13 protein-coding genes are annotated in these 16,990 nt (G+C 49.8%); all 13 read left to right on the top strand.

Going from position 1 to position 16,990, the window contains the following annotated elements; all coding sequences use genetic code 11:
* Positions 1–518: 518 nt before the first annotated feature.
* Positions 519–1,247, top strand: coding sequence for an acetylxylan esterase (locus ACYVIY_RS11915; protein ID WP_460976577.1), 729 nt, complete (start codon positions 519–521; stop codon positions 1,245–1,247).
* Positions 1,248–1,300: 53 nt separating this feature from the next.
* Positions 1,301–2,749, top strand: coding sequence for a family 43 glycosylhydrolase (locus ACYVIY_RS11910; RefSeq protein WP_460976576.1), 1,449 nt, complete (start codon positions 1,301–1,303; stop codon positions 2,747–2,749).
* A gap of 21 nt (positions 2,750–2,770) precedes the next feature.
* Positions 2,771–3,229: a hypothetical protein gene (locus tag ACYVIY_RS11905; protein ID WP_460976575.1), complete on the top strand. Its 459-nt coding sequence runs from the start codon at positions 2,771–2,773 to the stop codon at positions 3,227–3,229.
* Between the two features lie 345 nt (positions 3,230–3,574).
* Positions 3,575–6,103 (top strand): glycoside hydrolase family 9 protein, encoded by a 2,529-nt coding sequence (locus ACYVIY_RS11900; RefSeq protein WP_460976574.1) that lies wholly within the window; start codon positions 3,575–3,577, stop codon positions 6,101–6,103.
* A 1,588-nt stretch (positions 6,104–7,691) separates the two neighbouring features.
* On the top strand, positions 7,692–10,109 hold the full coding sequence (locus tag ACYVIY_RS11895) for an ATP-binding protein (protein WP_460976573.1): 2,418 nt from the start codon (positions 7,692–7,694) through the stop codon (positions 10,107–10,109).
* A gap of 56 nt (positions 10,110–10,165) precedes the next feature.
* Positions 10,166–12,112: a response regulator gene (locus tag ACYVIY_RS11890; RefSeq protein ID WP_460976572.1), complete on the top strand. Its 1,947-nt coding sequence runs from the start codon at positions 10,166–10,168 to the stop codon at positions 12,110–12,112.
* Between the two features lie 511 nt (positions 12,113–12,623).
* Positions 12,624–13,121, top strand: a complete 498-nt coding sequence (locus ACYVIY_RS11885; protein WP_460976571.1) for a Cif family virulence factor — start codon at positions 12,624–12,626, stop codon at positions 13,119–13,121.
* 127 nt (positions 13,122–13,248) lie between these two features.
* Positions 13,249–13,812, top strand: coding sequence for a hypothetical protein (locus ACYVIY_RS11880; protein WP_460976570.1), 564 nt, complete (start codon positions 13,249–13,251; stop codon positions 13,810–13,812).
* A 17-nt stretch (positions 13,813–13,829) separates the two neighbouring features.
* Positions 13,830–14,381: a hypothetical protein gene (locus tag ACYVIY_RS11875; RefSeq protein ID WP_460976569.1), complete on the top strand. Its 552-nt coding sequence runs from the start codon at positions 13,830–13,832 to the stop codon at positions 14,379–14,381.
* Complete coding sequence (locus tag ACYVIY_RS11870) at positions 14,378–15,310, top strand: alpha/beta hydrolase (RefSeq protein ID WP_460976568.1); 933 nt, start codon at positions 14,378–14,380, stop codon at positions 15,308–15,310. The genes ACYVIY_RS11875 and ACYVIY_RS11870 overlap by 4 nt, the downstream gene beginning before the upstream one ends.
* Before the next feature lie 46 nt (positions 15,311–15,356).
* Positions 15,357–16,016 carry a hypothetical protein gene (locus ACYVIY_RS11865; RefSeq protein WP_460976567.1) on the top strand — a complete coding sequence of 220 codons (660 nt, stop codon included), beginning with the start codon at positions 15,357–15,359 and terminating at the stop codon, positions 16,014–16,016.
* A gap of 6 nt (positions 16,017–16,022) precedes the next feature.
* Positions 16,023–16,187, top strand: coding sequence for a hypothetical protein (locus ACYVIY_RS11860; RefSeq protein WP_460976566.1), 165 nt, complete (start codon positions 16,023–16,025; stop codon positions 16,185–16,187).
* 74 nt (positions 16,188–16,261) lie between these two features.
* On the top strand, positions 16,262–16,978 hold the full coding sequence (locus tag ACYVIY_RS11855) for a hypothetical protein (protein ID WP_460976565.1): 717 nt from the start codon (positions 16,262–16,264) through the stop codon (positions 16,976–16,978).
* Positions 16,979–16,990: the final 12 nt, after the last annotated feature.

The following is a 16,990-nucleotide window of genomic DNA, read 5'->3' as shown; positions in this document are numbered from 1 at the left end:
CAGGATAACGAATACCTCTCCCTCCCATACTTATAAAAGGTGATACGACACATACTTTATCCAGACACTCCACGATAGCTTCTACTTCGGAAAAAGCACCGGATGAAAAGGGGATTATTCACGCTGACTCGTGCTGGAGCCTGTGAAGAAAAATAGCGTCAGGAATAATATATTCATGGACAACTACTGCGCCTGATTCTGCCGGGTATTCAGGCGGTTTCTATTATAAAATTGTTCTGGCCGGAACCGATAAGGCCTTAGCGACAACGGCCGATGCCGAAGTCGTAATCGTACCGCCCTTTAGCAGCTCATCCGAACAGCTATAACGAATCGAAAAGTTAATCGACGGTACCTATCGGATTATGCCAAAGGCCGCTCTCGACTCCGGAAAAAGCTGGCGCTGGTAGCCTCCGACGAGAGCACATCGGCCCTGGCCGAGTTACATTTTAGGGGTATCATTTTAACGCAAACGAATAATTCAGTTTAAACAAATCACCTTATAAGAATCACCTCTGAATATGAACCGAGAAAAATTGGCGTTGGCAGCCGGGGTCGTCCTATTTGCAGGACTAGCGTTACAAGGCTGTTCCACTACCTCAAAGAGTCAAACCAAAAGTGCTGCTAAAACTGACACCACCCGAAGTATCGCTCCGTATTTCACGCAGGCTACAAAAGCCAAAAAGACGCCGGATGCAGATGGCTTCATTCAACGCTGGCTACTGTTGGAGCCAATCAATAAGCCGAATCGTACCAACACTGTTTTTACGGACAGCTATCTCCGGACGGCCTTTACCACCGACTATTTCCCAAATCAATTTACGACTCTTCCCAAAGGTGGCGATAAAGTAAAAGTAGGCGATCAGGAACTGACCTGGCACGCCCTGGAAAGTACAAATTACAATGTCAAGCTGTTTCGGTTTGCCTATGGACTACGAAAGCCAGTTTATGGTGTTCTATTCTGGGCAGTAACGGTAATCAACAGTCCACAGGAACTGAAAAATGTCAGAATGGCGGTTGGGTCAAATTCCGCATCCATGTGGTGGCTGAACGGCAAGGAAGCTGTCCTCCTTTCTGGCGATCGGCGTATGGTAATGGATGATTGTGTTTCGACTCGGTTGACCCTGAATCAAGGGAAGAATATCATTCGGGGAGCCGTTATCAATGGCCCCGGCATGAGTGATTTCTGTGTTCGCTTCCTGGACGAAAACGGAAAGCCGGTAAAGAACCTCACGATTAGTTACGAGTAAACCCATTCAGCAACCTGTCATAAACGTTCGACTCTTCAGACATTGACATTACCATGAACTTTAGTACTAAGCTATTGGGCGCCATAGCCCTATTTTCCCTGTGCTCAACCGGCACCCTATTGGCACAAGTCGGAAAACCGTTTATCCATGACCCATCAACCATCACTGAATGCGAAGGAAAATTTTACACGTTTGGCACCGGTAGAGGTGGGTTGATATCCAAAGATGGCTGGACCTGGAACGGTGGCGCCGAAAGACCAGGGGGCGGGGCCGCGCCGGACGTAGTAAAAATTGGGGATCGTTACCTGGTCGTCTATGGGGCAACCGGTGGCGGTTTGGGGGGCGGACACAATGGCCGAATCCTGACCATGTGGAACAAAACCCTGGACCCCAAATCGCCTGATTTTAAATATTCGGAAGCGATTGTCGTGGCCTCGTCCGATGGGGTTGAAGATAATGATGCCATTGACCCAGGACTACTTCTTGATCCAACCGATGGTCGTTTGTGGGTGTCGTATGGTACGTATTTCGGGTTCATCCGCCTGATCGAGCTTGACCCCAAAACCGGGAAACGGGTCGAAGGAAACAAAGCCATCAATATCGCTATTGACTGCGAAGCCACTGATCTACTGTATCGGGATGGCTGGTATTATCTCCTTGGCACCCACGGAACCTGCTGCGACGGCGCCAACTCAACCTATAACATTGTGGTTGGCCGCTCCCGAAAAATTACCGGTCCGTACCTGGATAATATGGGAAGAGACATGCTGAAAGGCGGTGGGAAAATGGTGCTTGCTGCTGGCGAACGACTGATGGGCCCCGGGCATTTCGGCCGTTACGTGCTTGAGGATGGGGTTGAAAAAATGTCCTGCCATTACGAAGCCGATTTAGACCAAAGCGGTCGTAGTGTGTTGGGCATCCGTCCGTTGCTATGGAAAAATGGATGGCCGGTTGCGGGTGATAACTTCAAAGAAGGAACGTACGAGATCGAGTCGGAACGAAGAGGCTACGCGCTGGAACTGATTGTTGACTTCACCAGAATGCCTGTTGCCCCTCGCGGCTCTCGCAATAATGATGAGCCCATAAAACCTGTACCGTCGCAGGAATTAGCCGATGTACAAAAAACGTGGCCAACTGGGAATATTGGGGTGCGAATCGGTGATTATATGGTTCGTCCGCATCAACGATGGACGATTAAGGCTGCTCCTGACGCAGGCGGGTATCTGGGGGGGCCTTACTATAAAATCGTCATTGCGGGAACCGAGCGAGCCCTGGCAGCAACGGCCGACGCTGAATTAACCACGGTGCCAGCCTTTACCGGCGCCCCCGAACAGTTGTGGCGAATCGACCAGTTGACGGACGGCACCTACCGAATCATGCCGAAGGTCGTTCCCAACTCAGGTAAAAAGTTGGCGCTGGTATCGTCGGGTGACAGCACACCGACCCTGGCCGAATTTGATTTTAACAGCGATAATTCGAAGTGGAATTTTAAGGCACATTAAATTCACCCTCACCTGCTTACCATGAAAACGCTCATTGAAAGACCCGAGATTTCAACTGATCAAAAAACAGCCTCGGCTTACAAACAGCTTGGCGACCTACTGAATGAGCTAGGGAAAAGAACTTTAGCCCCCAAAGTCGTTGCGTTGATTGATGAGGTAATTGACCATGTCAATTACGCCACCGACACGGGCAAAGGGTTCGCCAAAACAGTGAAGACTGCGGAGAGCAAAATCGTAAAAGTCGTTGAGAAGGAGCTAAAAATCGTTCCGAAAAACTATTACAAAAAATTCTGGGCGATCTTCGGCTTTACTAGTTTTGGGGTGCCGATAGGCGTCGCTATTGGCTTATCGGCCGGAAACATTGGTTTGTTGGGGGTTGGACTACCCATTGGAATGGCCATTGGTCTATTGGTGGGTACCATTCTTGACAAAAAGGCAATGGAAGAAGGACGACAGTTAGACTTTGAAGCTAAAGGCTAACTATAGGAAATGCAGCATGCTGGTTATTAGTAGTTAGTTAAGCGCTATGTTATCGAGATAGGATTTTCTAACAAAACAAAATGGCTGGCGCAGGGCTGTGCGTCAGCCTATTAGATTAGGGTAAATCTCATAGTTCGCGTTAAAGAGTAAGCTTCCACCTTCCTGCATCGGCAGACTGGTCGAAATGCCAAAGACTATGCTTTGTAACAAAAGTTTAGACAGGCTTTTTATGTACAAAAAAGTATAAACAGAATAGAAAATAAATACAGCACATAAAGGGTATAAAGTATAGATAAAGTCATATTAAAATAAGTGAATTCCTGTGAAGAACCCTTTTTTGCGAACATGAAAAAAATAACTTTTTTATCAGTAATCCTACTAGTACTTGGGGCATACCAGTATGCTTCGAGTCAGGATTTAAAACTCAACAACCTTGAGTATTTCGAGACACAGGGCGTCAACGTACTCGTGTACAACAACCTGTTTACGGGAGGTTTCAACGATGAGAAGAACGCCGGTATCGAACTGATTCATCACGGTGTCCGAACCGCGCAGGGCGGTGCCGTACGGCTTTCCAATACCCCGGAGCAGTGGGATCTTGTGCCGGACATTTCCAACCGGAAGGTAGACCGTGCGTCGAATACGATTGAGGCTACCCTGCGGTATAAAGACTACGATTTTGAATCAAGAGTCGTCGTAACGCCAAAGGGCAAAGGGGTAGAAATCGCGGTTTATCTCGACAAACCTGTTCCTAAAGCTCTGGAAAGTGCTGCCGGATTCAACCTTGAGTTTTTGCCTTCTCAGTATTGGGGTAAGGCTTATCTGATGGATGGGCGTTACAATCGGTTTCCGCGCTATGTGGTGGGTAATAGCATGACTAAGCCTAACAGCGAAAAACCAAAGCAATTCAAGGGGTATAACACATCGGACGACCGCGGAACCGGCCGGTTTGTCGATCCGCTGCCGCTGGAAAAAGGACGTACCTTCCTGCTGGCACCCGACGAGCCTTCACGCCTGATTAAAATCACATCACAGGATGCCGACCTCATGCTGTATGACGGCCGTGTGCTGGCTCAAAACGGCTGGTTCGTCGTCCGCAGCATGTTGCCTGCGGGAAAAACCGGTAAGGTCTTGACCTGGACCGTCGAGCCCAATGCGATCAAAGGCTGGGTACGTGAACCCAATATCGGTTTTTCGCAGGTTGGCTATCTTCCTGCACAGCAAAAAGTGGCTGTCATCGAGCTCGACAAGAAAGATAAGCCACAGGCAACGGCCTCGCTTTATAAGATTGGGGCCGACGGAAATCCCGCTTCGGTATACAGTGGTAAAATACAGCCCTGGGGTGACTATTATAAGTACCACTACGTGAAGTTCGATTTTACGTCGGTCAAAGAACCTGGTATCTACTATATCAAGTACGGTAATTTCCAGACGAATAACTTCCTGATCGAAAACAGCGTCTACGACAAGATCACCGATGCCACCAGCGACATCTGGATTCCGATCCACATGAACCACATGACGGTTAACGAGGCATACCGGGTATGGCATGGCGAGCCGTTCAAAGAAGGCTATCGGCAAGCCCCACCCAACACCGACCACTTCGACCTGCACGCACAAGGACCAACCACCGACACTAAATACAAAGCGCTCGAGCCGATCCCTGGCCTGAACGTAGGTGGCTTCTTCGACGCCGGTGATTTTGACATCGAGACCGGGGCCAATATTGGGGTCGTGCAAAATTTCGTACGGACGTGGGAATATTTTAAGCCGCAGCGCGACCAAACGTTTGTCAGCCAGAAGCAGCGTTACGTTGACCTTCACCGGCCCGATGGCACGCCCGACGTATTGCAGTTCATCGAGCACGGCACCCTGAATCTGGTAGCGCAGGCTGAGAATATCGGCCACATGTCGCAAACGCTCTCGAACGCTGTGCTGGACAATTATCACCACCTTGGCGACGCAGCCTCGCTGACCGATGGCCTGCCGTATAACCCGAACCTTGCCCCTTATGAAGTGGCGCCGGATGGCCGGTCGAGCGGGGTTAAGGATGATCTTTGGGCGTTTACCACCCGTAATCCCGGCCTTGATATGAGCGCTGCCACGATGCTGGCAGCCGCTAGCCGGGCCTTGAAGGGCTACAACGATGACCTGTCGGCGAGGGCGTTGCAACAGTCGAAACGACTGCTCAAAGAAGCAACCGAACTCATAGCCAACCTCCCGCAGGACAGCTTTGCCAGACGGTTTGGCTCAAGCGCTTCGTCTAACCTTCAGTTGTACATCTCAACCGGGGAGAAACAGTACCTCGATAAGTTTCAGGAGCTTCTGTGGCCCGCGCTCGACCGTAACGTGAATTTTACTTTGTTGACGGCCCTGGACGCGATCCCGCACATGGATGCAGCCTATAAGGAAAAGTTGCGGCCGTATGTAGTCAAGTATAATGACTATATCAAAGGGCTTGAGAAGAACAATCCCTACGGTGTGCCAATTGGCCTTGGTAACTGGGCTGGTAGTGGCGAAGTCATCAACTTTGGCACCACGGTTTGTTTTGCCAGCAAGTATTTCCCGGATGTTGTTGACGCCAGCCATGCGTATAAGGTGAGCAATTACCTGTTTGGCTGCCATCCGTATCATAACTATTCGTTGGTAGCCACGGTGGGGGCCACGCGTCCTAAAGCCGTCTTCTACGGAAATAACCGGGCGGATTTCTCGTTCATTCCGGGCAATGTGGCTCCTGGTTTGTTGTTCAGAAAACCCGACCACTTTGAAAACTACGACGACTGGCCGTTCTTCTGGGGACAGAACGAAGGCACGATTGCCGGCAACACCAGCTATCTGATCTTCGGATCAGCCTTCAGGAATCTAGTTAAGTAAGTAGATTCAACAAAAACAGGTTTAGCGCAAGTAATAGGCCCACTAGTTTGGCGCTTGTCACTTGCGCTATTTTGTAGTGCATAATGGTGATTTGAAAAACGTATGCTACGAATAGTACCGTGATGGCGTACCACCGCGGCTGCAACCCCACAAACCTAAAGGCGGAGTTGTTAGGAGGAGCGTTCCTGAGCGTCGATGATCACGCACCGAACTCTTCGATTATATTGAGGCATATTATAACCTAGAGAGAAAGCCCAGCGACGACCGGGCTGTCGTCGCTGGGCTACAAAAACCTCAACAGTTTGAACAGGAGTATTACGCAAATCTGACAAATTCAGCGTGCCGCTAAACCGGGCCACCTCACACAACGTTCCTAATAAATGAGGAGGTGAAGTCGTTTTTATTCATGACTCAGTAACTATATACTCAAGGGTGCAATTCCAAACGCAACAGGCTGTGAACAGGAATTTTTTTATAGGATCACTCTGGATCATACTGGTTAGCTTACTAGTAAGCTACCTGACTATTGCTTCGGTAAGTGGCGACTGGAACATATTTGAATGGAAAACCTCATTAGTAGAGAACGGGAAATTTATAGGTGAAGTCGTTATAATCATACTTTTTATACTATTTCGTAAAAAGCTTAAGGGGTGATTAAGGCTGGGCTACTCGTGGCAATCTTGTTATTTAATTGCACAAGGTAAACGCGTTTTTATAGGTCCAACAATTCTGTCAGGGTCACTATGCTATACACTTAGTTACCCGTGATAATCTGAATTAACCACGAGAAGGCTTAGCTAAATGTTTGCTTGTCATAGGTCTGGGAGACAGTACGACCTTTGTTAAAACCCAAAAGCGTTTACGGGATAGACTTTTCATTATAAGAGGGATAGAACAGTAGCGAATGCATTCAACTTACTATCTTATTCTCACCCATTAGTTTAATAACCTGACGTATCAACTGACTTTCTTAATTTCGGTTGCACTCAGGGTAATTATGAATTCACGCTGTTGACTGTTCCAGCAGTGTACCCGCTGTCCATATTGGCTGATGACCGGGACAGGCCAGTCAATGTCAGCATTAGAAGCTCCAAACTCTGCAGCCTTCGGGTTTATTAGCGTGACTAAGTCGTTCAGCTTGAACTCGTAGTTTGTCTTCATAAGCTAGTCAATCGCCTTCTCAAATAGCGCACTTGCGATAATCTGTTTCTGTGGATGAATTGAGGGCCTCCCAAATAGTGGACTGCTTGAAGATTGAGGATCGGACGGTTATGAGGTCTTGTATCAACACCGGTTGGTTTTGAAGCGCACCAACGCCTGTTTGGATGGCTACTAAGGCGTTGTTTGTGCGCTTCAAAACCAAAGCCAGCAACTGGCTAGTCCTACATTGGCTGGCATTTTGTAGTCTGCTGCTACGATACTTTAAACTTTAAACAGCTTCATGGTATGAAAGTTACAGAATTGGTGTCAAAAGTACTAGTCGGCTTGCCGTAACGTGGCCATCTTTGTCCCTGTCACCAAGAAAGCCGGGAGCTCAAACGAACTCATTACCAGCGTCCTCTGAGCGCTCTGCAAATGATAGATAATCATGAAAACCCTTATCCACACATTTGTTCTTTCCGTTGGTCTGCTAGTTTGCGCTTTGCCCTCGAAAGCCCAGACAACGCTAATTGACTCCCTGCAAAGGGTATTGACTACTCAAAAGCAGGATACCAATCGTGTCAACACCCTGCTGAGTATCAGTAGAGAGGCCGGGAAAATGAATGATTTTCCCACGGCCATACGGTATGCGAATGAAGCTTTAGCACTGGCTCAGAAAATTAATTCTAAGGAAAAACAAGCGCCATCCTACGCCCGACTTGGCAACATTTATCTTTTCGATCTGAAAAAGTATGCTGAAGCCAGGCAAAATATTCTAAAATCGCAAGCCATACGAAAAGAAATAGGAGACAAACGGTTTGTAGCCTACGAGCATTCCCTAATCGCCAAAACGTATGTGGGGGAGTCTAACTCTGCTGAAGCAATTAACTATGCTAACCAAATGTTGCTTTCTGCTCAACAGGCGGGCGATAAACTGGAAGAAGCCAACGCCTATAGGCTGCTTGGAGTTATTTATTTAGAAGATTTGAAAAAGTATCCTGAAGCCAGAGAAAATATCCTGAAGTCACACGCGATAAGAGCGAAACTGGGAGACAAAAAAGACGAAGAATATGAGTACTCATTACTCTCTCAATCGTATTATTATCAATTTAACTATCCGGGTACGCTCAAATATTTATACCTGATTTTACAGTCGGCGCAAAAGGCGGGAAGGCGAATGGATGAAGCGGATGCGCTCCAGCGCATAGGGGCTATCTTTCGTGAGCAAAAAGACGACATAGAAGCCCTGAAAAATTATCAGTATTCATTAGACATTCGGAAAGCCATTAATCATAAGTCGGGTATAGCGCAAACTCTTATGTCGATGGCCGCTATCTATTCAAGTCAAGGGAAGCATACGAAAGCTATACAGAATTCGCTAGCTGCGCTGAAAATCGTTAGAGACCCCGAATACGACGGGCCCGAATGGCTTATACCGTTCACGCACACGGGTTTAGGAAACACCTATGAGCATCAGGGGGATTCAGCCGTGGCGGCTGGAAACAATCGCCTGGCGATGATTAACTACAGAGAAGCCATGGCTAATAAAGTCAAAGCGTTAGCATTATGGCGAAAAATGGATGCTAATGAAGCCATCGCGGAAACCTATACAATGTTGGGAAGTCTTTACCGAAAACAAAATCAACTACCTATTGCTAAAGACTATTTAGAGAAAGGATTGCGGGAATCGCTAAAATATGGCAGGGTTGATAATCTGGAATTAACGTATAGCCACCTTGCCAAATTAGATAGTATGCAAGGCGACTATAAGCAAGCTTACCAACACTACAAGTTGTATACCCTGTATCGGGATAGCCTTTCGAATACGGCTAAAACCAAGGAGTTATTACAAGTAAAAGCGCAGTATGAATCAGAGAAGCAAAACTTATTGGAACAACGCGCTAAAAACCGGCAATTGTATCTTATCGCTTCACTAATATTTCTGGTGCTAGTGTTTGTACTAATCGCTTTTATTCAGTGGCGCAATAACCAGCAGAAGCAACGGACCAACGCCCTGCTTGCCCAGCAAAAGCAGGAGATCGAACAAACCCTGAACGATCTAAAAAAAACCCAGACTCAGCTCATCCACAAGGAGAAGATGGCTTCCCTGGGTGAGCTGACGGCAGGCATCGCCCATGAGATCCAGAACCCCTTGAACTTCGTCAATAACTTCTCTGAGCTAAGCGCTGAACTGGTCGAAGAGTTGGAAGAAGAACAACAGAAACCCCAGCCTGATTCGAGTTTAGAGGTTGAACTGTTGACTGATCTGAAAGACAACCTGACCAAGATTCTGCATCACGGTAACCGGGCTTCCAACATCGTCAAAGGCATGCTCGATCATGCACGTAGTGCCAGCAGCGAAGTCAGGCCTGTTCATCTGAACGAACTGGTGGAGGAGTATCTGCGGCTAGCTTATCATGGCTGGCGGGCCAAAAACAATAGCTTCAACTGCGAACTGGTCACTACGTTCGATCCGGCTGTAGGCGAGGTAGCCCTGATGTCGCAAGAAATTGGGCGGGTACTGCTCAACCTGTTTAACAACGCTTTCTATGCGGTCCGCCATCAGCAACAGCAAACTCAGGATGTTACGTATCAGCCGACAGTACGGGTGGCCACCCAGCGAGTTGGCAGGGAGGTCATGCTTGCCATCGGAGATAACGGCATGGGTATGAGTGATGCGGTGAAAGCTAAGATCTTCCAGCCTTTCTTCACCACCAAGCCAACGGGGGAGGGCACCGGCCTGGGTCTGTCACTGAGTTATGACATCATCACCAAGGGGCACGGAGGCAGCATGCGAGTGAGCAGTCAGCCGGGCGAAGGAACCGAGTTCACCCTCACCTTACCGACCGCTTCGTCCGCTGGCTAAATCGCTGCTGGCCGGATGCGATAAAATCGTAAGTTTCCCTACCACACCCCAGACTTATGAAAACGAAGATTCTGCTTGTTGATGATGAAGCAGATTTAGCGGCCCTGTTTAAAAAGTGGTTCCGTCCCCAAATTCGCGCCGGCACCTATGAATTTGTGTTCGCTTACGACGGTCAAGAAGCGCTGGGCTTGCTGGAGCAACAACCCGACATTGACCTGGTGCTAAGCGATATTAACATGCCCGGCATGGACGGACTCACCTTGTTGGGTAAAGTAACGGAGGTTAACCCCATGGTTCGCACGGTGATGGTAACAGCCTACGGCGATATGGCCAACATTCGCCTGGCGATGAACCGAGGGGCCTTCGATTTTATTACCAAGCCCATCAACTTTGATGACCTGGAGGTCACAATTGCGAAGGCAAAGCAGGCTGTGCAGCAGGTGCGGGAAGCGGCCGAGCTAAAAGCCATGGACGCTATGAAAACCCGCTTCTTCGCCAACATTACCCATGAACTGCGTACCCCCTTGTCGTTAATCGTTACGCCAGTCGATAAACTGCTGGAAACTGATGATTTACCCGTACCCTACCAGCAACAGCTGACGACCGTTCGTCGAAACGCCCGACAATTACTTCGACTCATTAACCAGCTCCTGGACATTAACAAACTGGAAGCTCGGCAGATGGACCTGGTGCACGAAGTGGGTAACCTCCCGGATTTTATCCGTCAGATCGTTGACCTGTTTCGCCCTTCGGCAGACATAAAAAATCTTTCGCTGATTTACCAGACGGATCTATCCACCGGAAATTACCTGTTCGATGCCGGAAAATGGGAGAAGATCCTCTACAACCTGGTAGCCAATGCCATTAAATACACGGCTACCGGCAGTATAACTGTAGGGCTCTTCCAGACGCCTACCGGAGTCCGCTTAACCGTGCAGGACACGGGCGTAGGAATTTCTACCGAAAAACTGCCCTATATTTTCGACCGCTATTACCAGGCTAATCCCGTTCGCCATTCGCTCTACGAAGGCACGGGTATCGGGTTAGCCCTGGTGTATGAGCTGGTTACCCGTCTGGACGGACAGATTCAGGTCGAAAGCGGCATTGAGGGCCTGGAACGGGGCACCCGGTTTAGTCTGGATCTGCCGGTGCAGCGCGTGAGCGATATCGTGGAGGCTCAGTCAATTCTCACACCGGTATTAACCGTCGAGCCCCCACCCGTCAGCCAGCTCCCTTCCGGGAACGGGATCAGCGACAAACCGCTGATTCTAATTGTAGAAGACGACGCTGAACTGCGGGAATTTATCGTTTCGGAACTGGCCATGACGTACCGGATTCGGGTGGCTGCCAACGGTCACGACGGTTGGATTCTGGCCAAAGAAGAGTTGCCGGATGTCATTATCACCGATTTGATGATGCCCCGCATGAACGGCTACGACCTGATCGAACGGCTTAAAACCGACGCCAGTACGGATCACATTGCCGTTATTTTACTGACGGCCCAATTAGAATATGAAAGTCGGTTTCGAGGATATGAATACGGGGCCGATGATTACCTGACCAAGCCGTTTCACATCGGTGAATTGGGCTTACGGCTCAGGAATTTACTGGACCGCCAGCAGAAACTACGCCACCATTATCGGCAGCAATTAGCACAGACCGATTCAGTATCCCCATTGCCCACCTTGACCGATCAGTTCCTGCGTCGCTTATACGTACTACTCGAGCAGCGGCTGGACGATTCTTCGTTATCGGTAGAGTGGCTGGCCGAACAACTGGCCATGAGTCGAAAAGCGCTTAATCAGAAGCTCCAGACTCTAACCAACCTCACCCCCCTCGAAATCATTCGTCAATACCGGCTTCGAAAAGCCATTGAACTTTTACGATTAGGCCATAATGCCTCCGAAACGGCGTATATGGTTGGTTTTGAATCCCCTTCCTATTTCACCCGCGTCTTCCGCGAATATTACCAGCAAACCCCAACGGACTTCCTGAAACGATAGAGCAGGCTGGCCATTCTTCGTCTGGCTAATCGATTCAGGCCTGTACGGAGGTGGGTGGCTTAACCGTTCCGGCAATAGCTTGTCGGCCGCATAACAGACGCCTACGGTCAGTTGAGTCGATCCATTTTTCTGTCGGAACATTTTCAAAGGCTTTTGCAACATTTCCAAATGCCTGTTTGCTGGTCACTGGATTGTTTTGTGAGCAAGAACAGGTAAGCGGATCAGCTGTGTGACTACGTACTGCTGTTTCCTGACCGGCTGCGCTGAGGGCGAAAAGTTACTAGGATTGGTAACAAAAGTACTACTGCTCGTCGGGCGTTCTGCCAAACTTTGTCAAGGATTCAGATGGGTCTATAAACTAAGCTATTTACCACTCATTCTCTTGCCAAACATGGACATCAGACTACCCATTATCTCGCTCGTCTCATCCCGGAAAACGTTGACCTGGATTTTGGTCAACTATTTAAGAACAGGACACTTTTTCTTTCCACATAAACCAGTTTCTACGCTCATGAAAAATCTATTCATTGCCCTTTGCTTCGCTGGTATGGTCGGTTCTGTCCAGGCGCAGACAACATTGGCCGCTACGAACGGCGGTGGGGATGCGAGTACCTATGCCGTCGACGAAGCCGCCATCCGGAACGTCATTGCCGACGAAAGCGACGCCTTTTTTACGAAAAATCGCGAGAAGTGGGCTAGCCACTGGGCACACGAACCCTATGTTAGCTGGACGGCACAAGGCGGAGCGACCAGCATCCTGACGCAGGCTGGCTGGGATGCCTACAGCCGCATGTTTGAGGGCTATTTTACCGATCCAACGCCGAGTCCGGCCACGACGTTCAAGCGGGAGAATATGCAGGTGACAATCGTGGATAAAGCCGCAACGGCCACATTCCTACAAACCCGACAACGCGCCAACGGTACTCTGAAAAGTCGGGAGGTACGGGTGCTGGAGAAACAGGGTACCGACTGGAAGTTGGTGTCGGTATACAGTCGGAATGTGCAATAGTGATCGCACCTGCTGCCCCATACTTACGTAACATATCGACATACAGCAACTATACCAGATCGTTCCTGGCGTCATGATCGCTTTATCCGAATCAGCCTAAACAACATCCACACGAATCACCTGAGCCATGAAAAATCTTACCGTTCTGTTCCTTCTGCTGGTGGGGCTGGCCACCGGCTGTACTAAAAACGAAGACAGCCCCGCTCCGGCTACTAACAACGTCATTACATTCGGCGGAACCGACTGGCAGGCCTATCCCGCTGATTTCGGTGAACCTAACCCGAACAGCTATCTGAACAACCGTACAACGGCAGGTAACTCTTATTCACTACCCCTTTCGGCAACGGCGATTAAAGACACCAGTACGTTTAGTTATTGGGTAGCTGGTTTTCAACCCGGCAACGAATTAACGATAGGTAAAACGCTGACCCTGCGGGCGAAAGTGCGTTTGGACAACGTGCAGGGTACGGGGATCTCGCTAGCGCTACGGGGTGATACGCGCGTACAGACAGCGGCTTTGTTTGCCAGTACGCAGACGCAAAAAGTGATCCGGGGAACGGCCGATTTTACGGAATACACGCTGACATTACCTTACACCAAATCGGTTGATTTGGTGAGCGTGTACCTGTTACTCTTACCTAAAACAACGGGTACCGTCACCTTCAGCGACGTATCGGTGGAAGTCAACTAACCCGGCCCTTTACTTCCATGAGAACAACCTTCCTCTTTGTTTGCTTACTCGCCCTGCTGATTCCTGATACGTTGTTTGGCCAGCGGCAATTGGACGTAGGCATCCGGCTTCAGAAAAGCATCGGCCTCTATACCGAAAACGGCCTTACTGCGCAGTACACGCGTCCGAACTGGAGCAATAGCCGCCTGTACGTTGGGGCCAGCTACGTAACGTCGCGTTTGGGAACGGCGCTCGGGTCAAACGCCATCAAACAAGATAACATCACGCTCTTTGCCGCCTATTATTTCCGCCCACAGTGGCTTATTCAGCCGTTGGTCAAGGCAAATATCGGCTATTTCAGGGCGGATTATGGTCTGCCTCTGTTCGACGACTTACCGCGTAGTTCACCGTTGGCCTCTCCGGAAATAGGGCTTTGTTTCTGCCCCAGAATGCCCTTGAAGGTTAGCGGCTCAATCGGCTATAATCTACTGACGGGCAATGGCGTATCGGGGCCTGGAACCCTGTATCCGGTATTTGTACAGACGAGTATTACCTGGAATCTGTTGAACGCATCCACTAACCACCCATGAAAACGTTACTCAGCTTAGTACTGCTGGCCGTTCTGGCGCTGGCCTGTGCCAAAGAGCCTGCCATCACCCCGGCCATGCTGGATGGGGGTAACCGGTTCGATCCATCCCTGTACAAACCCGAAAACTACCTCATCTCGAAAGCGATTCCCCAACCTTCTCCCGAGCAGGCGCGACGACCGGTGCTGATTGCCTGCCACGGCTATTCGGCTACGACGTTTGAATGGGACGAATTTCGTGCGTTTCTGGGCAGCCGTACCGACGTCTATTTGTCGCAGGTATTGCTGGGCGGCCATGGTCGTAGTTACGATGACTTTAAGAATTCATCCTGGCGGGATTGGCAGGCCGCTATTACTGCCGAGTACGATGCCCTGCTTAAAGCCGGTTATCAAAACATTGGTCTGGTCGGGTCTTCAACGAGTGGGGCGCTATTGCTGGAACTCTTGGCTTCGGGCTACTTTGCCAATCGCCCCGCTCCGCGTAACCTGCTGCTGGTAGACCCCATTGTGATTCCCTCCGACAAGTCACTCTCGCTCATTGGCGTAGTAGGCCCCATGTTGGGTTACGTTGAAGCTGATCAACCCGCGACGGAAGATAAGGTGTACTATCACTTTCGGCCACAGGAAACCCTACAGCAACTGCAAACTCTGCTAACCATAGTCCGGAACGAGCTGGAGCAGGGCATTACGTTACCGATGAACTGCCAATTGAAGGTGTACAAGTCGAAAAAAGACCCAACCGCTGATCCCGTCAGTGCCGTCCTGATTTATCGGGGTGTCCGGCTGGCTGATGAGAGGCCTGTTAGCGTCGAACTGATTAATTCCGACTTACATGTATACACCCGGCTCGCGCTACGGGAGGGCGTCACGGCGAACGATCAGAGGAATCAAACGACTACGTTCGCCGACATCGTTACCCTTGCCCTACGCTAAACATCCACCTGTACGACTTACTCTTGTCCATACCATCCAAAAGACCATGCGAACCCGTCTGATTTTATCACTACTACTGGCTTCGTTCCTGTTGAGTTGCCAACGTGATGATTACTTACCGAAGGCCACTTCGACTACTTCCAGCGGAAACCCCAGCCTTCCATCGGCTGGCAATGTCATCCCACTAACGGCTACTGACTGGCGTTTTTACGTAGAAAAGGAGGGCAACCAAAGCAATGTTACTAATTATCAACAAACCTTTTATACCCGAAGCACCGCGACGACCTCACCTACCGGGGGAACGGGATTGGTCGGACTCTCTACCAAAGCAGCTTCATTTACGCTGGGCATGAGCACATCGGCGCTTATCGACACGGCCACGTACTGCTACTGGGCTTACAGCTTTTTTCCGCCCACAAGTTTGCGCGTGGGGCGCTCCCTAACCCTGAAAGCCAACGTGCGGCTGGACCAGGTACAGGGTAAGGGTGTTTCGCTCGTGCTGCGGGGCGACCGCAAAGGGCAAGCCGCCGTGCTAATTGCATCTACCGAAGGGCAGATACCGATGAAAGGCACTGCCGATTTTGCCGAATACTCCGTTACGCTGCCGTATACGACGGGTGTTGAGTCGCTGATTATCTATTTGCTGATGATGCCGAATACCACCGGCGCAATCACGTTTACCGATGTATCGCTATCGGTAAAGTAAAGTCTCATGAATTCCATCGCATACCTCGTATCCATCACCTTAATCGTAATTACTGAATTGGGCAAACGCGTGTATCGGTTCGGGGTACCTACCAACGCCAGCAAACAGATCATTGCCAGGAAGGGAGTCTGTTTTAATAAAGCAAATTACCCCGATTCTCAAGACGAATAGCAACGGCTACCTAACCGAATCAACGGCCAGCGATGCGTCTGTCAGCTAAGACAACGTTATCGCCACCACCACCTATGCCTACGTCAACTGTCGGTAGTTTGATAAGGCTATTCATGAACCCGTACTGCTGCCCCAGCCTGCTATCTGCTCAGGTTGGGGGTGGGCGTAAAAACAAGCTGCTTCTGATGCAACACCGAACAACCAATTGGCTACTGCCGACCGTTATCGCTATCGGCATCTTTATCTCCACGGCTGCTGTGGCCCAGGACTCCACGCGGCAGTACCTACGCCCGGCCTTGGTTAAGACCAACCTAACGGGGCCGTACTCGCTGTTGATAGAGGTGCCTACTGGCAACCAGCAGAGCCTGCAACTTGGTGTCAAGGCGCTTACCTGGGGTCTCTTTGGCAAGTCTACTTTTTTTAACCTCACTCCGGAGTACCGATTTTACGTATCGAAACAACTACCTTCAGCGCATCGCCCGGCTCCGAAAGGATTTTACGTAAGTCCATATCTCCGATACCAATCCGTAGTCGAAGAACACATTGGGATACTGGGGAGCCAGAAATACGGCACCGTGTTCTACTCCATGTTCGGAGGAGGAGCCGTAGTCGGTACTCAGTTCATCAGCCGGGGTGGATTTGTGCTGGATGCTTTTCTGGGAGCGGGCTATTTTCCGTGGATGCAATACCGGATAACCACCGAGCGCACTACCTACTACCCGCCCGAGGCAAAACCCGAGGACTACCGCTTCGATCTCCGCCTGGGTTTGTGCATTGGGCTAGCGTTCTAACTGATCTACCTC

The organism is Spirosoma knui, assembly GCF_054780635.1.
The sequence above is the reverse complement of the archived record's forward strand: the minus strand, read 5'-3'. Positions and strand labels throughout refer to the sequence as shown.

Coding starts and splice junctions, on each gene's coding strand:
- ACYVIY_RS11915 (WP_460976577.1), top strand. CDS start 519: ATGAACCGAGAAAAATTGGCGTTGGCAGCCGGGGTCGTCCTATTTGCA.
- ACYVIY_RS11910 (WP_460976576.1), top strand. CDS start 1,301: ATGAACTTTAGTACTAAGCTATTGGGCGCCATAGCCCTATTTTCCCTG.
- ACYVIY_RS11905 (WP_460976575.1), top strand. CDS start 2,771: ATGAAAACGCTCATTGAAAGACCCGAGATTTCAACTGATCAAAAAACA.
- ACYVIY_RS11900 (WP_460976574.1), top strand. CDS start 3,575: ATGAAAAAAATAACTTTTTTATCAGTAATCCTACTAGTACTTGGGGCA.
- ACYVIY_RS11895 (WP_460976573.1), top strand. CDS start 7,692: ATGAAAACCCTTATCCACACATTTGTTCTTTCCGTTGGTCTGCTAGTT.
- ACYVIY_RS11890 (WP_460976572.1), top strand. CDS start 10,166: ATGAAAACGAAGATTCTGCTTGTTGATGATGAAGCAGATTTAGCGGCC.
- ACYVIY_RS11885 (WP_460976571.1), top strand. CDS start 12,624: ATGAAAAATCTATTCATTGCCCTTTGCTTCGCTGGTATGGTCGGTTCT.
- ACYVIY_RS11880 (WP_460976570.1), top strand. CDS start 13,249: ATGAAAAATCTTACCGTTCTGTTCCTTCTGCTGGTGGGGCTGGCCACC.
- ACYVIY_RS11875 (WP_460976569.1), top strand. CDS start 13,830: ATGAGAACAACCTTCCTCTTTGTTTGCTTACTCGCCCTGCTGATTCCT.
- ACYVIY_RS11870 (WP_460976568.1), top strand. CDS start 14,378: ATGAAAACGTTACTCAGCTTAGTACTGCTGGCCGTTCTGGCGCTGGCC.
- ACYVIY_RS11865 (WP_460976567.1), top strand. CDS start 15,357: ATGCGAACCCGTCTGATTTTATCACTACTACTGGCTTCGTTCCTGTTG.
- ACYVIY_RS11860 (WP_460976566.1), top strand. CDS start 16,023: ATGAATTCCATCGCATACCTCGTATCCATCACCTTAATCGTAATTACT.
- ACYVIY_RS11855 (WP_460976565.1), top strand. CDS start 16,262: ATGCCTACGTCAACTGTCGGTAGTTTGATAAGGCTATTCATGAACCCG.